We start from the raw sequence: 17,100 nt of genomic DNA, 5'->3' as shown, positions 1-17,100 counted from the left end.
ATCCATCATCCGTCTTCCATCTTTACAAAGTCAAAAAAGATAATATGAAATCAATAATCCTCTTTTTAATGATAATTCCTTGTTTCTGTCTTTCTCAACTCAGGACTGTCAGTTTTGCAGATTGGGAAATGAAACAGAAGCATGAACCCAGGCCGGCGGTTATTCATATTTATACGGACTGGTGTCCGGTTTGTAAGATGGAACAATTTAAATTGAATAAAGATCAGCAGCTTTTGGAATTTATTAACGACCATTTTTATTTCATCCCGTTTGAAGCAGAGAAAACCACGGAAACGGTCAGGTTTCAGGGGAAAGCATTTCATTACCTTCCGAACGGCAATTCCGGGATTCATGAACTGGCTTTGGCATTATCAAGGAACAAAAGCCGGCCGGTTTATCCGCTTTGGATCATTTTAGATAAAAATCAGAATCTCGTCGATTATCATGAAGGAATTTTTCTGCCGGAAGAATTGAAGAAAAAGTTGTTGGAAATTCCGGGTTTTTAAGACGTTTATTTTTTCTCGCAGATTGGGCTGATTGCGCAGATTTTAATTCATTGCAAAGCTAAATAAAGACTGAATCCATCTGAATACCTATAAATTTAATACACGCGTTTGACTCCTTTGAATCTTTGATTTCACTTAGCCCAACCATACAAAAGTTCTTATTTTGTATTTCCTAGTCAAGCAAAGCACCCTTGTTTTTTTAAAAATAAGCAACAGGATATTAAAAGCCTTTGTCTGGCTTTGCGATATTATTTCTTATTCAGCCATGAGCTCACCAGCGTCGGATGAGTCTGTACCCACTGTTTGGCTGTTTTTTCCTTGTCTCTGCTGTATTCCATCTTTGTTAAGAGATCGGTCATATCTGCCTCGGTATAATGCATGTTGGAAAAGAATTCTGCCAGTTCCGGATGGTCTTTGGCGAAGCTTTTCCGGCTGTAGGTTTTGATCTGCTCTGCCTCGCCAAATGTTCTCTTGGGATCTTCGAGAAATTTCAGCTTCATTTTCCCGAACATCCAATGCGGCTGCCATCCCGCGACAACGATCCATTGTTTTTGGCGGATCGCATTCTGAAGCTCGGTAATCATGGCGATCGTGGAAGAATTTACCTGGTGGTAGTCCAGCTGATAGTTCCTGATTGCTTTGTCGGCAGCGGTCGTGAGCCCGGCTCCTTTTTCAATACCGATGATCCGGTGATTGAACCGGTCTTCGTATTGCTTCAATTCCGCTATTGAGTTAACAGGAATATAATCAGGCACCACGAGACCGATCCGGCCGGCATCGTAATTCGTTCCGAGCGCTTTCAGATCTGGGAAGCGGTTGACTTTCGAGGCATGGGTGTAAGGCAGCCAGACGCCCATGAAAAGATCGGTGTCTTCATTGTTCATTGAAGCCAGGATCATATCGGTAGAGGCTTTCTGGATGATGACATGATAGCCCTGCTCATCGAGGATGGCTTTGGCAACGTGCGTCATCGCAACATCTTCCGCCCAGCCATCTACCATGCCAATGGTGATGTATTTTGAGTTTTTCAACTGCTCACAGGAAATGAACATTCCTGCGATAACAGTTAAAAAAACGGGTATGATATATTTTAAATGTTTCATTTTACTTTTTTTTCTTTACAAATCCCTGGGTTATACGGTCGAGGATAATGGCTAAAATTACCACGGATAATCCGCTTTCAAATCCCAGCCCGATATCCAGGTTGTTAATTCCTTCCAATACCTTTTCACCCAGTCCGCCGGCAGCAATCATTCCGGCAATCACCACCATGGAAAGTGACAATAGAATGGTCTGGTTTACTCCTGCCAGGATGGTCTGCATGGCTAAAGGAAGTTCGACTTTAAATAAAATCTGGCGGTTGGTAGCTCCGAAAGCCCGTGCCGCTTCCACAATATCTTTCGGTACCGAATCGATTCCCAGCGTTGTTAACCGGACTGCCGGCGGCATGGCGAAGATGATCGTGGCAAAAGCACCCGGCACCTTACCGATGCTGAAGAACAGTACTGCCGGGATGAGGTAGACAAAAGCAGGCATCGTCTGCATCAGGTCGAGCATCGGGCGGATCACCTTGGCTGCCAATTTGTTTTTTGCTGCCCAGATCCCCAGCGGAACCGAAAGGAGGAGCGCCGTAAGTGTGGCTACGAAAATCAGCGCTAATGTTTCCATCGTTTCTTTCCAGAATCCCATCAGGAAGATCAGCGTCAGTCCGCCGGCGGTCATCAAAGCCGTTCCTTTGCCGGATTTCCACCAGGCAAGTAAGGTGAACAGAAGAATGATGATGTAAAACGGCGTGTTGGTCAGCAGCCATTCGATTCCGAGGATCGAAGCGTTGCCGATGTGTTTAATGATATCAAAAAATGGTTTGGCATTATCGGTAAGCCAGTTGACGGCCGTTTCCACATATTGCCCTATATCTATAATTTTATGCATGTGATGTACTGTTATTGGTTGTTTGCAATTTCTTTCAATTCAATGATTTCCTCTTTGTTGAACCTCGTGGCTTCAATCACCAGCGACAGCTGCGTCACCAGCCCCAGGAATTTATTGTTTGTGTCTACCACGGCAATCGAGGATTTACTTCCCGAAATCAGCGGCAGCATTTCTTCCACGGTAGCTTCCGGAAATACGGACGGGACATTGCTGTTGATCACCGATTCCACCGTAGGTTCTTTCTTTCGGGCAATCTGCAGGATGTCGTCCAGCTTTACAAATCCCAGGAAGGTATTCTGGAAATCCACCACAGGCAAGTTTTCGAGACCGGTGGCCCTCATTTTCCTTAACGCGCCTTCCGGACCGTCTTTCCTGAACCGCACTACGGTAGGTTTGTCGAACATTAAAGATTTTGCCGTGATGATGCTCTTACGGTCTACTTTTTCCACGAAGGCTTTCACATAATCGCTTGCCGGGTTGGTAAGGATGTCTTCGGCGGTCCCGATCTGCTCGATCACCCCGTCTTTCATAATCACGATGCGGTCGCCGATCTTGATGGCTTCGTCGAGGTCGTGGGTAATAAAGACAATGGTTTTCTGAAGCGTATCCTGAAGTTCCAGCATCTGATCCTGCATTTCCGATTTAATCAGCGGGTCCAGGGCAGAGAATGCCTCGTCCATCAGCAATACTTCAGGATCATTGGCCAAAGCTCTTGCCAGGCCGACCCGTTGCTGCATCCCTCCGGAAAGCTGTGACGGATACTGGTTTTCAAAACCGTTCAGCCCGACAATATCCAGTGCTTTCTGTGCCTTTTCCTCTCGGGATTTTTTATCTTCACCCCGGATTTCCAGTCCGAAAGCAGCGTTGCTCAGCACCGTGTGATGGGGCAGGAGGCCGAATTTCTGAAACACCATGCTCATTTCCGTACGCCGTACTTCCAGCAGGTCTTTGTTGTTTTTATCGGTAATATTATCGTCATTGATATAGACCTTCCCCGAAGTCGGCTCATTCAGCCGGTTCAGGCAGCGCAGCAGCGTGGATTTTCCGCTTCCTGATAATCCCATGATCACAAAGAATTCCCCTTCATAGATCTCGAAATTCGCTTTGTTGATTCCGACCGTACAGCCGGTTTTTTCCAGGATTTCCTTTTTGGAAAAGCCTTGGTCGAGAAGTTCAAGGGCTTTCTCTTTGTTTTTGCCGAAGATAATGGTGAGATCTTCAACTTTAAGTTTTACTTTTCTTTTATTTTCAATTGTATTCATATCAGATCTTTTGTATTTAGCATAGACGTAAACATCGCTAATTAAACGTTTAATCTATGGTGAAATTTTACCTGTTGAATAGCATCCTATGAAAGGTTGATGATAACCTCAATGCAAATAATAATATAAAGCATGATGCTTATATGCAATTGCAGATTTTACTTCTTAAAGAAGATCAGAAAAGAAAAATTTTCTTTTTAACAGAGAATCATTATCCCAAAAATAATGATCCGATAGATATACTATACAACTGGAATTTCTACATTTTGACAAAATGCAGGCCAATAAAAAGCATTGCTTTGTATATTATTGACTCTGCAAATTTACGAAATTTAAATTAAATGGATTTTTTCAAGTATAAGTAATTGATTTTTAACGATTTAATAAAATGGGGGCATTGCCTCAATAATGATAAGTTAGAGTTGTAAATTGTTTGGCTTTTGGATTTTACTAAATTATTGTGAGCTTTTAAATTTATGGAACTTGTAATTTTATTCCGGAAGGCATACGGTGTTTTTTAACGCAAAGTTTTATTTTCCTAATGCATAATTTAAGGGAGCAAAGAATGAATCAGCAAGCTGATTGAAGAAGCTGTACATTCGCTTCGCGCAGCAGACTTATCTGCCTTTGCCTTCTTAAAATAAACGCGGCCTAAATTAATCTTTGCGGTTAACTAAGTTATCAATACCTTAAAATAAGTCTAAGCGTAAAGACAATTATCAATAGGAACGGGTTTTAATCCGTTCTGATCTAATGTCATTTAAAATCGGCTTTTAGCCAAAATTTATAATAAGTTTGGCTAAAGCCGAACAATCACAATAATGACATCGGGCTAAAGCCCGACACTATTGATAACCTGTATAATGTTTTGAATATTATACTTTTATTGCTGATTACGTCGGATTTGCATTATGATTTTAACGCAAAGTTTTTATTTTCCTAATGCATAATTTAAGTGAGCAAAGAATGAATCAGCAAGCTGATTTGAGGAATCTGTACGTTCGCTTCGCTCAGTAGATTTATCTGCCTTTGCCTTCTTAAAATAAACATGGCCTTAATTAATCTTTGCATTTAATTGAGTTATTAATACCTTAAAATAAGTCTAAGCGTAAAGACAATTATCAATAGGAACGGGTTTTAACCCGTTCTGATCTAACGTCATTTAAAATTGACTTTAGCCAAAATTTATAATAAGTTTGGCTAAAGCCTAACAATAATCACAATAATGACATCGGGCTAAAGCCCGACGCTATTGATAACCTGTATAATGTTTCGAATATTAGATTTTAATTGATAATGATATCGGATTAAGATAAATTACAGACCCATTTTATTTCGGATTTTCATTTCAGCAACACTGCCACCATCGCCAGTATTGCAGGCATGGCCTGGACAAAAAATATCTTCTTTGTAGCGGAAATGCCTCCGTAGATTCCGGCCACAGCTACACATCCAAGAAAAAAGAGGGCTATATTGGTCTGCCATTCCGGATCTTTGATCAGCAGAGACCAAATCAGTCCGGCTGCAAGGAAGCCGTTGTACAGACCCTGGTTGGCCGCCAGTCCTTTGGTCGGTTTAAACAAGTCTGCCGGAAGGGCATTTTTAAACACTTCTTTTCCTTTGGTTTCCCAGGCAAACATTTCCATCCACAGGATATAGAGATGTTCGAGCGCGACGGCAGCAATCAGGATTTTGGCTATGATTTCCATTTATTGTTATTTAGTTTAACCACAAAAGTCATAAAGGACAATGATGCAGGAAATTAAAGTTAATTATTTATGCTCATAAGTCCATAAAAGTTTTAAAAATCTTTGATTTTTATTTCCTGCCTTTGGTTACGGGAAAATTAAGTAAGTTTGATTCATCTAATTGTATTCATGGAAACATTCAGAGCGCATCTGGAAAAATTTATCGGCATTGATGATAAGGAATTTACTTCTATCCTTTCGTATTTCCGAGTATTGGAAGTGAAGAAAAAGCAGGATCTGATTTCCGAAGGAGAAATCTGCCGCTCAATGTTCTTTGTGGTAAAAGGCTGCCTGAGGAAGTTCTTCACCAATGAAAAAGGGATTGAGCAGACCACGGAATTTGCCATTGAAAACTGGTGGATGACGGATACTTTCGCTTACGAAAGAGAGTCAAAGACAGATTTCGGGATCCAGGCGGTGGAATGGTCTGTGGTGCTGGCCATTGATTTTCAGGACCGGGAAAAGCTGCTGGAGAAACATCCGGTGATGGAACGGTATTTCCGGATCGTATATCAGCGGTCTTCGGCCGCGGCAGAACGGAGGATTCGTTATCTTTATGAACTGTCCAAAGAAGAATCCTATATCCAGTTCAGCACCTTGTATCCCTGGTTTATCCAGCGGATCCCGCAATATCTGGCGGCTTCGTTCCTGGGATTTACCCCAGAATATCTAAGTGAAATCAGAGCGAAACTGCGGTTGTAAAAGATTCTGAAAATCTGCGTTATCTGCCAGATCTGCGTGCTTTTTTTAACGCAAAGGATCTCTTGGCCGCGATTATTTAAAGGAAGCGAAGAAAGAATCAGCAAGCTGATTTGAAGATGGTTGCGTTTGCTGCGCGCAGCGTATTGATCTGCCTTTCCCTTTTAAAAATAATGGTAAAAAAATCTGCGTTATCTGCCAGATCTGCGTGCTTTTTTAACGCAAAGGATCTCTTGGCCACAATTATTTATAGGAAGCGAAGAAAGAATCAGCAAGTTGATTCGAAGAAGCGGGCGTCTTATTGATATGATTCAATAACAATCTAAGATAACAGCAGCTTCGCGCAGCAAATTTATTTGTCTTTGCCTGCTTCAAAATATGCGGAATAATCATCAATCTTTGCGTTAATTTTAAAGCGGTATTCATTTAACACCAACAAAATTCGACAGCGTCGAATTCCTTGCGCCTTAAAGCATCACGTTTGCCATTCCATTTGCGCCTTTGCGCGTCCCAACAACATCAGCCTTGATTAATTTCATTTCTTAAACCGGTTTAAGATTTTTGCCATCCGGAAACGGGAACTTTGCTCCAGAACTTTAAACAAAATAAAAATGAGTACAAGATTCAATATGGCCGAGGTGAATGCCCCGGCTTACCAGGCCGGAATAGCGATGGAGAAGGTCCTTCAAAACAGTTTTTTAACCCCAATCCAGAAAGAACTGATCAAAATAAGGGCATCGCAGATCAACGGTTGTGCCTTCTGCCTGGACATGCACACCAAAGACGCCTTGAAATACGGCGAAACCCCACAACGGATTTTCCTGCTGAATGCCTGGAAGGATGCCCGGGAACTTTATACCGAAGAAGAACAGGTGATATTAGCCATCGCTGAAGAGGTTACCCTGATCAGCCAGAGCGGACTATCCGAAGAAACGTATGCGAAAGCAAAACAATTTTTCACTGAAACACAAATTGCCGACATCATCATGGCAGCCGTCACCATCAATATGTGGAACCGGATAGCCATTGCTACACATATGCCGGTTGCAGGATAATCGCTTACCGATGACGCGGATTTCACAGATGATTTGAAATTGTATCATATAGAAATAACCCCACATCAATAAAGCGGACTTAAATCCGCTTTTGTGATCTAAATAAATTAAAAGCGCTTCCCCGGAAAGAGAAGCGCATTTGTTATCTGGGGCAGCTGAGCTGAAGGACATTGGCATTCAGCGGCTGTTCTATTTTGCGTTCGAGCTTTTGGTCATTCACGGTGACATAAATTTCCATCGATCCCGTTCCTACATGCAGGGAAAGGATATGGCCTCCGTAGGCATTGAATTTATCGTCGGTAGCTACGCCGTGGATGTGAAGGGAGGGACCTTTTTCGTTCCATGCAATCGATCTGGTGAGGCTTCCCATTTCCACTTTGGTAAAGGTTTTCGGATTAAACTTCTTCGCATTAAAATCAAAAAATCCGAAAGTAACATCCGATGCAAAACCGATTCCGGTAAAACTTGCCGAAGGGATATTTTCGGTTTTTGCCATATTTTCAATCTGGGCCAGAACATCATCGTCCTGCCGGAGTACCATCAGGTAGCCTGCCGGGGTTTTGATGTAACGGCACTGATCTTTTTGCTGTGCGGTAACGTTGTTCATAAGGATAAAAATTAAAACCGTAAAAATGTTTTTCAATAAGTTCATCTTCAATGGATTTAATAAGTACATGAAATTTCCGCACCAAAAAATGATTGCTTCAGCAATTCAGCCTTCAGATGATCTGTGTTAAATAAATCTGTGGTGGTTCCTGTAATTTTTCATTGATCAGATCTCCAAAAGCCTTGATATAAGGCTTTTCATTATGATGGGCCAGCCCGTCCTCGCTTTTCCAGATCTCGTAGAACACGAACTGGTTGCGGTCTTCAATTCCCTGATGGAGCGTGTACTGCTCGTTGGCTTCTTCTTTTATGGTTTCTCGGACCATATTCTTAAGTGTCTCCAGGACTTCTTCGCGATATTCTTCTTTGGCTGTAATAACAGCGGTAAGGTAAATTTTCATAATTTAAATATAATGTTCAATGGATTGATGTTGTGGTTTCCAAAGCAGTTCGGCTCTCGCTTTATCCGAACTGCACAGGCTGTTGGAGGCAAAGCCGAAATATCCGCCTGCAGGACCGAAGGTGTCCACTGCTTCCTGAACCGTTACCGATTGTGCCGCCTTCAGCGCGTACTGCTCGCTGATCTTTTCGGCCAGATGTTTTAGCGTTGAGGAACCGTTTTCTGCGTAATAGATAGATCCGGCTTTTGCTTTTTCCAGCGCCAGAACATATAAATCGGCCAGGTCTTCAATATGAACATTTGACCAGATGTTTTCCCCCTTCCCGAAATAGGTTCCGAATCCTTTCTCTTTTGAAAAACGGATCAGGGCAGGAAGCTGGATGCTGTCTTTTTTCAGGCCCAGACCTTCGCCGTACACCATGGTGGGGACGATAACGATGCTCCTGACATTCTTCCGGGCAGACCGGAGGATATGCTGATTGATGAGAACCCTGGAAGCCATTTCCAGTCGTGGCTGTAGCGGAAAGTCTTCCGTAAATACAAAATCATTTCTCTCGCCATTCTCCTTTCCGCCGAAAATTGCTGAACCGGACGTGAAAATAAAAGTTTTCCCCGTTCCTTCCAGTGCGTTAACAATACTGTCTGCCGCATAAGCATCATCTGCGGAATCGGCATTATGGATAAAAGCATCCACCCCGGAAATTGCTTTCTGTAAAACCGCTTCATCATGGATGCTTCCGACAATGGTTTCAATTCCGGCTGCGTTGAGCTCTTCTGTATGATCCTCATTGCGTACCAATCCGATCACGGTATACTGTTTATCCAGCAGCTTTCGGGCTATAGTTCCGCCGATGTATCCGGTAATTCCTGTAATCAAGATCTTTTTCATATGATTATGCAAAATGAGGTTTCAGTTCTTTTTCAAATAGGTTGGAAAGGTGTTCCCGGTACCGTTTCATATCACGTTCTACATCGGCGTTCTTCTCGACATCATGGAAATGGAAACTTTCCATCTTTTCCAGCGAGACAAAAGCATTCATCCTGTGGAACCCGAACAGCGGCCCATTGTCCACACTGGTTTCATTAAAGAATTCTCCGGGAAGGGTAAAAGCGGTTTCTGGGGCATTCCAGCTGGTGGTGACCATGTATTTTCTTCCCCCCAGCATTCCTCCGGTTCCGTAATTGATCTCTGGGTTTTCGGAAGTCCTGCCGTCGCTCAGGTAAATTCCTTTGGCATGTCCTGCCGTAAAGACTTCATCGATATATTTCTTCAATCCGTTGGGCAGCTGAAACCACCAGATGGGTGTATGGTAGATGATATAATCTGCCCAGACAAATTTCTCCACTTCTTCATGTTTGTCATATCCCTGATCCACATCCGTGATTCTTATTTCTACTTCATCAAAATTTTTCAGGACTTCCTGGGTGTTTTCTGCGATAGTACGGTTGTATTTCCCGCCGGAATGGCCGAAGTTCTGTCCTCCGTTGATAATCAATACTTTTTTCATTGTCTGATGTTTGGTTTAAATTCAGATGCAAAGGTATCAGCTCATTTGATATCAGAAAAATAATAAAACTCATAGTTAAGTATTATTTAAATGATTTTGAGTATAATTAATTGTAAATGAATTTTTTAATTATGATATAGACAGCGTTAATTGCTTTCATTAGTCTCAAAAATATTATAACTATGTTTATTTAATTACATTTGCATCATAAAAGTAATACCTATGGTTAATCTGGAATGGTACCGGACTTTCAAAGCGATTTACAGAACGGGAACACTTACCGAAGCTGCGGATACCTTGTTTATTTCCCAGCCGGGAGTAAGTTTGCATCTCAGTTCGCTTGAAGCTTATGTTGGGTATAAATTATTCGACCGGACGGGAAGGAAAATGATCCCTACAGAAAGGGGAAAGGTCTTGTTCAATGCAATCTCTGAGCCGTTGACCAAACTGGAAGAAGTGGAAAAGAATTTTCAGAAATCTACTGAAAAGCAGACGCCCACCATCAGTGTCGGAATGTGCTTTGAAACTTTCCAGACGACGCTGGAACAGTATGTCTCAAGCCTGCCCTTCAACCTGATCATCAGTTTCGGGCAATACCGGGAAATGCTCGACCAGCTGGATAAAGGGATTCTGGATTTGATCATTACCCCGAAAAAAGGGATTTCTCCGAATATTATGCATGAAGCATTTTCATCGGAACAGATTATTCTGGTCGGAGGCAAAGATGTTGATGTAAAAGAGTTTGAAAATATTTTAAATGATCAGGGGAGCGAATATGCTGAAGAATGGCTTAGAAACGAAAAATGGTATGGGACCGCCGGGGATATGGAGCATCTTTTCCAGTTCTGGATCCTGAATTTCGGCCACAAGCCGGATTTCCGGCCCAATTATATCGTTCCCAACCTCAATTCCATCGTACGCTGCCTGAAAGGCGGTTCCGGTGTAGCGGTCGTCCCGGATTTTCTATGTAAAAAAGAAATCGAAGACGGAGAAATCCAGCTCATCTGGGAAGGCGGAAAAAAACTGGAAAACACCTTATACTTTGGCTGCCGCAAGAAAACGAATTACCAGCAGGAAATTGATCACATCAAAGGATTGTTCCGGGAGGTGATGGGAAAAAAATAATTTGAACTCGGAGTATGAACCGGATTAAAAGGCTGGAAGATGGAAGCTTGATGCTGGAAGTACCTTTAGTTAAGATCCTTCCAAGGCTCCTAAATATCAAAATAATTTTTTATCAGGCTAGAACATTTTTAGGAATGAGGGTTTACAGAGAGTCATTTTTTATAGGCTCATATGGATAATCGGATAAGGTTTTCCGGAACCGTCTTTTTCAGACCTTCCTGATTTTGTGAACCCCATCTTTTCATAAAAGCCGATCGCCTGCGGATTCTGCTCGTTGACATCTACTTTTGTCAGTGATGTAGTTTCTTTCATAAACCGGAACAGCTTTTTTCCAAGGCCTTTCCCGCGGGAATCGTTGTGGATGAAAAGCATTTCCAGGTTTCCGTCAGCAACGGAAGCAAAACCTTGGGGCTGGCCGTTCTTCGTGATAAGATACACGGTTAGATTCGGCAGGTATTCATTGGGAATGGCTTGTTTAAAATAATTAAAGTCTTCCTCAGCAAGAAAGTCGTGGGTCGCTTTTACGGCAGATTCCCAGATTTCCATAATCCTTGGGTAATCTTCTGAAGTGGCCGGCCTGATCTGATATTCCATAGTTTGAATTTGTACAAAGGTAAAATTTAAGAATTAAATGCTTTATCACTGCAAAAACTTAATTTCAAATGAATTTAAAATAAAAATCAGATTGATTTTGCCAAATTAACCAGATTTTACAGGTAACATCGGTAGAAAAATAAACCGCCTGACCGTAAAAACATGTAGCATAGAATTCCGGAATATTAGCGAACTTTGTTTTTAAACAATTAACAATTAACAATTAACAATTAACAATTAACAATTAACAATTAACAATTAAATAAATCATATGCAACAGAAAACATACACAGGACAGCCTGTCATCACACTAAACAACGGGGTAGATATTCCGGCCTTAGGCTTTGGGGTATGGCAGATGGAAGACCTTCAGGAATGTGAAAATGCGGTCCTCAAAGCCATTGAAACGGGATACCGCATGATCGACACGGCTTCCATCTACCAAAATGAAACAGCGGTTGGAAATGCCATAAAGAACAGCGGAACGGATCGGGAAGAATTGTTCATCACCTCCAAACTCTGGGTTCAGGATACTTCTTATGAAAAAGCAAAGGGTGCTTTTCAAAGAACACTGGACCGGTTGCAGCTGGATTACCTCGATATGTACCTGATCCACTGGCCGTATGCCGATTTCACCGGTGCCTGGAAAGCAATGGAAGAACTGTATCAGGAAGGAAAAATCAAGGCGATTGGTGTCTGTAATTTTCCGCCGGATAAACTGGAGGAATTAAAAGCCAATGCAACGGTTCTTCCGGTCATCAATCAGATCGAGCTGCACCCACTTTTCCAGCAAAAGGAACTTCAGGAATATAACCGGGAAAACAATATTGTTACCCAGCCGTGGAGTCCGCTCGGAAATGGAAATGCCGGATTGCTGGATAATGCAGAATTAAAAAAAATCGGTGAGAAGTACAGCAAAACGGTAGCACAGGTTATTTTAAGGTGGCACCTTCAGGAAGGTTTCTGCGTCATCCCGAAATCGGTAACGCCTTCAAGAATTGAGGAAAATTTCAATGTATTTGATTTTGAATTAACAGAAGATGAAATGAATGTGGTCCGTTCCCTGGATACCGGAAAAAGATTATTCTTTGATCCGAAAGATCCGGAATGGGAGCAGAAAATGCTGAAAGCTGTGGCGGATATTTAATGTAACGATTTTAAAGGATAGAGAAGATTCTGCACCAACAGTATCAGTATTTTATATATAAAGCTTCTTCCTGTGTGAAGGAGCTTTTTATTTTGTTGACCAATAAAAGGGATTATTTATTAGAATTAAAACAGGAATTAGTTTTATTTTTGCTGGCTTAAAGTATTACTGTAATCATGAAGAAACTTATTTGGGTACTTGTTATTTTTTCCGTTATTTCCTGCGGTGGCAACGATGAAGATCAGGATCCGGGCAATAAAGCATCCATTATCGGAAAATGGTCTGTCGAAAAAGCGGAGATTTACAAATCTTCCAATCAGCAGATCCTGACCTCTTACTCAACGGATTGCCAGAAAACGGGTACCTATGAATTTACCACTTCCCATCTTATTTCCATTTCCTATGCGGATAGCAATAACACCTGCGTAAAAACAGATGCTTCTACAAGGAAATATACATTCGATAAAGGAAACGCTAAATTCTGGTTTGAGAACGAAGAGAAATATCCGTATTTCATTACCAAACTTACCGCAAGCGATATGGTGATCGAAGACCGGATGCAGGATTTTGACGGGGATGGAACAAGAGATGTACTCAGACGTTTTTATAAAAGAATCAATTAAACTAACGTGAACTTGCAGTGATCTGACTAACAGGTTGGATGTGGGAAGCTGGATGCTGGAAGTTTTACCGCCATTAACAAAGCTAAAAGTCATTTATGCCATTTGATATTATTTATTAATCAGCGAAAGACTATTCAACATTTCAATTCGTGAATCTTAATTTTTTTAGCCTTATCTATCAACTGGTTGAAAATAAATTATAGATTATCAAATTTACATTAAATTAAAACTCCTTTCGATTGAAAGGAGTTTTTCTTGATATGAAAATAAAATTATTTCGTAAGATCCAGTCCGCCAAAGTTTCCGGAGCTCATCATCAGGTAAACGCCCTGCGTTTTATCCAGCGTGTTCCAGTAGGCGTGGAGGTCTTCCGCATTGGTGAAAACCTTTAGATTCTGGTTCTTAAATTTTTCTTTGATCAGTTCCGGGGAAATCGGCTCCATTCTTTTGATTTTCAGGGCATCTTCCGAGTAGAAGACGACTGCTTCATCCAGGCCGTCCATCGCGTGATCATATTGCTCAAGGAAAACCGGATTCAAACTTGAATAAGTATGAAGTTCCAGAAATCCGTATTTTTTCTCTTTTTTAAACTGTTCGCCAAAAGCTTTTACTGTAGCTTTTACTTTGCTTGGCGCATGGGCAAAATCTTTATAAAGGATGCCCTGATCGTCTCTGTTCACTTTCTCAAGACGTTTGGAAGCTCCCGTAAAGCTCATGATGGCTTCATAGAAATCTTCGTCCATGATGCCCAGCGTATGGCAGATGTGTCTTGCGCCCTCCATATTCAGCAGGTTATGGGCTCCAAATACCGAAAGCGGGACATCGCCCATTTCTGTTTTTAGATGGACTTTTCCGTTAACAATTTCATATTCCGGGGTTCTGTACGGAATTTTCCTGAAATAGTTTTCCGCTTCCTCTACGACTTTTACCACTTCGGGATCTTCTTCATTGTAGACCAGGACGCCGCCGGCAGTGATGCTGGCCACAAATTTCCGGAACTGTTCCGTATAATCGTCAAACGTTTTAAATACATTGATGTGGTCCCAGGCAATTCCGCTCAGCAAAGCGATATTCGGCTGATAGAGAAGAAACTTGGAACGGAGGTCAATAGGCGAGGAGAGGTATTCGTCACCTTCCAGCACCATAAAATCATTATCCTGCGTAAGCTTTACCATGCAGTCGAAACCTTCCAGCTGTGCGCCGACCATGAAATCGACGTCTCTCTGATGGAAGTTCAGCACATGAAGAATCATTGAAGTGATGGTCGTCTTTCCGTGGGAACCTGCGATCACCACCCTCGTTTTGTCTTTAGACTGCTCATACAGGAATTCGGGATAAGAATAAATTTTCAGTCCCAGCTCCTTGGCTTTAGCCAGTTCGGGGTTATCCTGATGGGCGTGCATTCCGAGAATCACGGCATCGATATCGGAAGTGATCTTTTCCGGGAACCAGCCGGTTGTTTCCGGGAGAATGCCTTTATTTTCCAGCCGGGATCTCGACGGTTCAAAAATGGCATCGTCGGAACCGGTTACCTGATATCCTTTATCTTTTAATGCAATGGCAAGGTTGTGCATGGCGCTTCCGCCGATCGCGATGAAATGAGTCTTCAATGTATTACGGTTTTTTTACGTGGGTATTGATAAGCTCCTGAAAGGCATTGGTGATATTGGACCAGTTGGTTCTGTAATTCGGCATGATCGAGCTCGCATCCGTTTTACTGCCTTCATTCGGACCTTTTTTGATGTTGATGGAAGTGGAAATATGATCGTAGATCTTCTTATGGTCTTCCTGTATCCTTCTGAAATTATTTTTAGAAAGGATGGTTTCAATATTTTTCAGGTCCTGATCTGAAACGTCAAAGTCCTGTTTGTACTTCTTGCCTTGTCCTTCAAAGGAATAATGCGCCGAGTTTCCTTTGATCAGAAGGTTTTCATAAATGGGTGCAAAGCCTCCGCTTTTGGAGTAGCTGATATCGAAATCCGAATATACTTTCTGGCTGTTGCACGATACCAAAACAATAAGGGCGAATAAGATTTCTAATATCCTTTTCATAATTTCCTGCTTTTAATTATCTGATTTCTTTTGTTCTAACTTTTTGGCTTTCAATTCTTCATCATATTGATGCAGAAGGTTGAAATCTTCGGTCTGCTCGATGGCCGTCATAATTTTTAATAAAATCTGCTGGGCATTTTCTTTATCGTAATCGATATCCAAAGGCGTTTTGAATTCCATGGTCGGTTTTACACCGGTCACTTTTACGCGGAGTCCTTTTTTATCGAATGCCCTCCTGAACCCGTTGATTTTGATGGGAATTACAATAGGGCGCTGGTTTTTTACCAGCTTTGCCGTTCCGCGTCTCCCTTGAGCAAATGCGGAGGTTGTTCCTTGCGGAAAGGTTGCTACCCAGCCATTATCCAGGGCTTTCATGATATTGTCGACCTCGCTCATGTCCACAATCCGGTTTACGTTTTTGCCTTCCGCTCTCCAGGTTCTTTTTACGGTTACCGCACCTGCGATTTTGAAGATTTTCGGAAGAATCCCTTTGTTCATGGTTTCTTCGGCAGCTACGTAATAAAAATCGATTTTCGGATTCAGCAGATAGATCGGGTTTTTAATAGTATTCAGATACCCGTTGTTTACGGAGCAGAATGCATGATACATGGCTGCTACATCCGCAAAATAGGTCTGATGGTTGGATACGAACAAAACGTTGGAATCGGGAAGATCCACCAGATGCTCGGTTCCTGTGATTTTCAGTTTATTAAAACCGTTGAATCTTCTGTAGGACACCATTCCTAAAATAAAAATGATAATCCTCTTTAAAAAATAAGGAGTTCCGAACGCGTCGGTAAAAATATTTTTCTTCGCCATCTTTCAATTAACAGGGTGCTGCAAAGTTACATTTTTTTCAGCAACTGGCTGAATTCACTCAAGATCATTGCGGTAGCGCCCCAAATGATATATCCGTTGAAGTTGATCACGGGAACTTCATTGCCTCCTGCACTTGGTAAAGCCATGATCTCAGGCGTATCGGGAAGGCTGAGAAAGCTGGTCACCGGAAATTCGATGACTTCCACCGCTTCGGATTGTTGTAGGATGAATTCAGGATTCTTTTTGGTATATGAAATATAAGGGTATACATAAAAATTGCTGGGCGGAATATAGATCGGGGACATTTCCCTGATGATCCTCACGTAATGCTTTTCGATCCCGATTTCTTCCGAAGTCTCACGGATCGCCGTTTCTGCAAAATCACGGTCCATTTCTTCCCGTTTTCCGCCGGGCAAAGAGATCTGCCCGCTGTGGCGGTCGTGCTCATTAATGGTTCTCTGAATCAACGGAAAGTGCCATTCATCATTTTTAAGGTATAAAACGATGTTGACTGCGGCAAATTTGGGATTCTTCTCCAAAACTTCCTCATACGTAAAAACAGGCCTTGAAGGAGGAGAAAAGACGCCGTGGGCATGAATTCCCGGTAGCTCCGCCGTTTTTATTTTCCGTAATAAATCTTTTCCAAAACTCATTCTCAAATTTAATAATTTCTTTTGAAGAAAGGAAGTGCAGGGAAGTTAATTAATAGTAAAATGTAGGAAAGATATTGCAGCCAAGTGAAGATTATCTATCGATTATCTTTCGGTATAATATCTTTTGAATTAACTTAATTAATTGATTATCAGTTTTTTTTTATTTGTTTATAAAAATAATGGCCGGTTCTGACTAGTTTTAACCGGCTTTAACCGGTATTCTTATTCTTTTCTTCGGGACTTCTTCGGATCACCTTCGAGTAGGCTCCGGAAAAAAGATGTTTTTCCGAAGGATTCCCGAAGAACACCCGAAGGATCAACGGAAAAAATTAAAAAAATCACCTCCTTTTAACAATGATAGATTGTTTTTT

At 41.8% G+C, this 17,100-nt stretch carries 19 protein-coding genes; 6 read left to right on the top strand and 13 right to left on the bottom strand.

All coding sequences use genetic code 11. From position 1 onward, the window contains the following. Positions 1 to 44 precede the first annotated feature (44 nt). The gene (locus QE422_RS17470) at positions 45 to 506 is read left to right on the top strand and encodes a thioredoxin fold domain-containing protein (RefSeq protein ID WP_307461292.1); all 462 of its coding nucleotides are present in this window, start codon (positions 45 to 47) and stop codon (positions 504 to 506) included. A gap of 248 nt (positions 507 to 754) precedes the next feature. On the opposite strand, the gene QE422_RS17465 is transcribed toward QE422_RS17470, so the two are convergent. From QE422_RS17465 to QE422_RS17450, 4 genes are all read right to left on the bottom strand, one after another. Continuing rightward, the gene (locus QE422_RS17465) at positions 755 to 1,609 is read right to left on the bottom strand and encodes a glycine betaine ABC transporter substrate-binding protein (protein ID WP_307461290.1); all 855 of its coding nucleotides are present in this window, start codon (positions 1,607 to 1,609) and stop codon (positions 755 to 757) included. 1 nt (position 1,610) lies between these two features. After that, a complete protein-coding gene (locus QE422_RS17460; RefSeq protein WP_294245766.1) occupies positions 1,611 to 2,438 on the bottom strand; it encodes a proline/glycine betaine ABC transporter permease in 828 nt (275 codons plus the stop codon). Positions 2,439 to 2,449: 11 nt separating this feature from the next. Next, a complete protein-coding gene (locus QE422_RS17455) occupies positions 2,450 to 3,700 on the bottom strand; it encodes a glycine betaine/L-proline ABC transporter ATP-binding protein (RefSeq protein WP_307461288.1) in 1,251 nt (416 codons plus the stop codon). A 1,343-nt stretch (positions 3,701 to 5,043) separates the two neighbouring features. Continuing rightward, positions 5,044 to 5,409, bottom strand: coding sequence for a DUF1304 domain-containing protein (locus QE422_RS17450; RefSeq protein WP_307461286.1), 366 nt, complete (start codon positions 5,407 to 5,409; stop codon positions 5,044 to 5,046). A 168-nt stretch (positions 5,410 to 5,577) separates the two neighbouring features. Here QE422_RS17450 and QE422_RS17445 point away from each other — a divergent pair, with 168 nt between their 5' ends. Beyond that, complete coding sequence (locus QE422_RS17445; RefSeq protein ID WP_307461284.1) at positions 5,578 to 6,150, top strand: Crp/Fnr family transcriptional regulator; 573 nt, start codon at positions 5,578 to 5,580, stop codon at positions 6,148 to 6,150. 608 nt (positions 6,151 to 6,758) lie between these two features. Continuing rightward, positions 6,759 to 7,202 carry a carboxymuconolactone decarboxylase family protein gene (locus tag QE422_RS17440; RefSeq protein ID WP_307461283.1) on the top strand — a complete coding sequence of 148 codons (444 nt, stop codon included), beginning with the start codon at positions 6,759 to 6,761 and terminating at the stop codon, positions 7,200 to 7,202. Between the two features lie 142 nt (positions 7,203 to 7,344). Here QE422_RS17440 and QE422_RS17435 read toward each other — a convergent pair whose 3' ends face one another. From QE422_RS17435 to QE422_RS17420, 4 genes are all read right to left on the bottom strand, one after another. Further along, on the bottom strand, positions 7,345 to 7,854 hold the full coding sequence (locus QE422_RS17435) for a PPC domain-containing DNA-binding protein (RefSeq protein ID WP_307461282.1): 510 nt from the start codon (positions 7,852 to 7,854) through the stop codon (positions 7,345 to 7,347). Between the two features lie 67 nt (positions 7,855 to 7,921). Then, entirely contained in the window at positions 7,922 to 8,209 is a 288-nt protein-coding gene (locus tag QE422_RS17430) for a putative quinol monooxygenase (RefSeq protein ID WP_307461279.1), read from the bottom strand. 3 nt (positions 8,210 to 8,212) lie between these two features. After that, the gene (locus tag QE422_RS17425; protein WP_307461277.1) at positions 8,213 to 9,097 is read right to left on the bottom strand and encodes an NAD-dependent epimerase/dehydratase family protein; all 885 of its coding nucleotides are present in this window, start codon (positions 9,095 to 9,097) and stop codon (positions 8,213 to 8,215) included. Between the two features lie 4 nt (positions 9,098 to 9,101). Then, a complete protein-coding gene (locus QE422_RS17420) occupies positions 9,102 to 9,716 on the bottom strand; it encodes an NAD(P)H-dependent oxidoreductase (protein WP_307461276.1) in 615 nt (204 codons plus the stop codon). A gap of 222 nt (positions 9,717 to 9,938) precedes the next feature. Here QE422_RS17420 and QE422_RS17415 point away from each other — a divergent pair, with 222 nt between their 5' ends. Continuing rightward, positions 9,939 to 10,841 (top strand): LysR family transcriptional regulator, encoded by a 903-nt coding sequence (locus QE422_RS17415; protein ID WP_307461274.1) that lies wholly within the window; start codon positions 9,939 to 9,941, stop codon positions 10,839 to 10,841. A gap of 159 nt (positions 10,842 to 11,000) precedes the next feature. On the opposite strand, the gene QE422_RS17410 is transcribed toward QE422_RS17415, so the two are convergent. Further along, on the bottom strand, positions 11,001 to 11,435 hold the full coding sequence (locus QE422_RS17410; RefSeq protein WP_307461272.1) for an acetyltransferase: 435 nt from the start codon (positions 11,433 to 11,435) through the stop codon (positions 11,001 to 11,003). Between the two features lie 271 nt (positions 11,436 to 11,706). Between QE422_RS17410 and QE422_RS17405 the strand changes: the two genes are divergently transcribed. Both QE422_RS17405 and QE422_RS17400 read left to right on the top strand, forming a co-directional pair. After that, the gene (locus tag QE422_RS17405) at positions 11,707 to 12,582 is read left to right on the top strand and encodes an aldo/keto reductase (RefSeq protein WP_307461270.1); all 876 of its coding nucleotides are present in this window, start codon (positions 11,707 to 11,709) and stop codon (positions 12,580 to 12,582) included. A 176-nt stretch (positions 12,583 to 12,758) separates the two neighbouring features. Next, positions 12,759 to 13,205, top strand: a complete 447-nt coding sequence (locus QE422_RS17400; protein WP_307461268.1) for a lipocalin family protein — start codon at positions 12,759 to 12,761, stop codon at positions 13,203 to 13,205. Positions 13,206 to 13,477: 272 nt separating this feature from the next. On the opposite strand, the gene murC is transcribed toward QE422_RS17400, so the two are convergent. The 4 genes from murC to QE422_RS17380 are packed head-to-tail and all read right to left on the bottom strand — an operon-like array spanning position 13,478 to position 16,729. Then, positions 13,478 to 14,815 carry a UDP-N-acetylmuramate--L-alanine ligase gene (murC, locus tag QE422_RS17395; protein WP_307461267.1) on the bottom strand — a complete coding sequence of 446 codons (1,338 nt, stop codon included), beginning with the start codon at positions 14,813 to 14,815 and terminating at the stop codon, positions 13,478 to 13,480. Between the two features lie 4 nt (positions 14,816 to 14,819). Beyond that, positions 14,820 to 15,257, bottom strand: coding sequence for a hypothetical protein (locus tag QE422_RS17390; RefSeq protein WP_307461265.1), 438 nt, complete (start codon positions 15,255 to 15,257; stop codon positions 14,820 to 14,822). A 12-nt stretch (positions 15,258 to 15,269) separates the two neighbouring features. Next, positions 15,270 to 16,076, bottom strand: coding sequence for a 1-acyl-sn-glycerol-3-phosphate acyltransferase (locus tag QE422_RS17385; RefSeq protein WP_307461263.1), 807 nt, complete (start codon positions 16,074 to 16,076; stop codon positions 15,270 to 15,272). Positions 16,077 to 16,102: 26 nt separating this feature from the next. Next, positions 16,103 to 16,729 carry a CoA pyrophosphatase gene (locus QE422_RS17380; protein ID WP_307461260.1) on the bottom strand — a complete coding sequence of 209 codons (627 nt, stop codon included), beginning with the start codon at positions 16,727 to 16,729 and terminating at the stop codon, positions 16,103 to 16,105. Positions 16,730 to 17,100: the final 371 nt, after the last annotated feature.

This window comes from Chryseobacterium sp. SORGH_AS_0447 (assembly GCF_030818695.1).
In the GTDB taxonomy this organism is placed as follows: domain Bacteria; phylum Bacteroidota; class Bacteroidia; order Flavobacteriales; family Weeksellaceae; genus Chryseobacterium.
This window is presented reverse-complemented; position numbering and strand designations above follow the sequence as displayed.

Excerpts from the sequence above, each read along its gene's own strand:
- QE422_RS17470 (WP_307461292.1), top strand. The coding sequence starts at position 45 with ATGAAATCAATAATCCTCTTTTTAATGATAATTCCTTGTTTCTGTCTT.
- QE422_RS17465 (WP_307461290.1), bottom strand. The coding sequence starts at position 1,609 with ATGAAACATTTAAAATATATCATACCCGTTTTTTTAACTGTTATCGCA.
- QE422_RS17460 (WP_294245766.1), bottom strand. The coding sequence starts at position 2,438 with ATGCATAAAATTATAGATATAGGGCAATATGTGGAAACGGCCGTCAAC.
- QE422_RS17455 (WP_307461288.1), bottom strand. The coding sequence starts at position 3,700 with ATGAATACAATTGAAAATAAAAGAAAAGTAAAACTTAAAGTTGAAGAT.
- QE422_RS17450 (WP_307461286.1), bottom strand. The coding sequence starts at position 5,409 with ATGGAAATCATAGCCAAAATCCTGATTGCTGCCGTCGCGCTCGAACAT.
- QE422_RS17445 (WP_307461284.1), top strand. The coding sequence starts at position 5,578 with ATGGAAACATTCAGAGCGCATCTGGAAAAATTTATCGGCATTGATGAT.
- QE422_RS17440 (WP_307461283.1), top strand. The coding sequence starts at position 6,759 with ATGAGTACAAGATTCAATATGGCCGAGGTGAATGCCCCGGCTTACCAG.
- QE422_RS17435 (WP_307461282.1), bottom strand. The coding sequence starts at position 7,854 with ATGAACTTATTGAAAAACATTTTTACGGTTTTAATTTTTATCCTTATG.
- QE422_RS17430 (WP_307461279.1), bottom strand. The coding sequence starts at position 8,209 with ATGAAAATTTACCTTACCGCTGTTATTACAGCCAAAGAAGAATATCGC.
- QE422_RS17425 (WP_307461277.1), bottom strand. The coding sequence starts at position 9,097 with ATGAAAAAGATCTTGATTACAGGAATTACCGGATACATCGGCGGAACT.
- QE422_RS17420 (WP_307461276.1), bottom strand. The coding sequence starts at position 9,716 with ATGAAAAAAGTATTGATTATCAACGGAGGACAGAACTTCGGCCATTCC.
- QE422_RS17415 (WP_307461274.1), top strand. The coding sequence starts at position 9,939 with ATGGTTAATCTGGAATGGTACCGGACTTTCAAAGCGATTTACAGAACG.
- QE422_RS17410 (WP_307461272.1), bottom strand. The coding sequence starts at position 11,435 with ATGGAATATCAGATCAGGCCGGCCACTTCAGAAGATTACCCAAGGATT.
- QE422_RS17405 (WP_307461270.1), top strand. The coding sequence starts at position 11,707 with ATGCAACAGAAAACATACACAGGACAGCCTGTCATCACACTAAACAAC.
- QE422_RS17400 (WP_307461268.1), top strand. The coding sequence starts at position 12,759 with ATGAAGAAACTTATTTGGGTACTTGTTATTTTTTCCGTTATTTCCTGC.
- QE422_RS17390 (WP_307461265.1), bottom strand. The coding sequence starts at position 15,257 with ATGAAAAGGATATTAGAAATCTTATTCGCCCTTATTGTTTTGGTATCG.
- QE422_RS17385 (WP_307461263.1), bottom strand. The coding sequence starts at position 16,076 with ATGGCGAAGAAAAATATTTTTACCGACGCGTTCGGAACTCCTTATTTT.
- QE422_RS17380 (WP_307461260.1), bottom strand. The coding sequence starts at position 16,729 with ATGAGTTTTGGAAAAGATTTATTACGGAAAATAAAAACGGCGGAGCTA.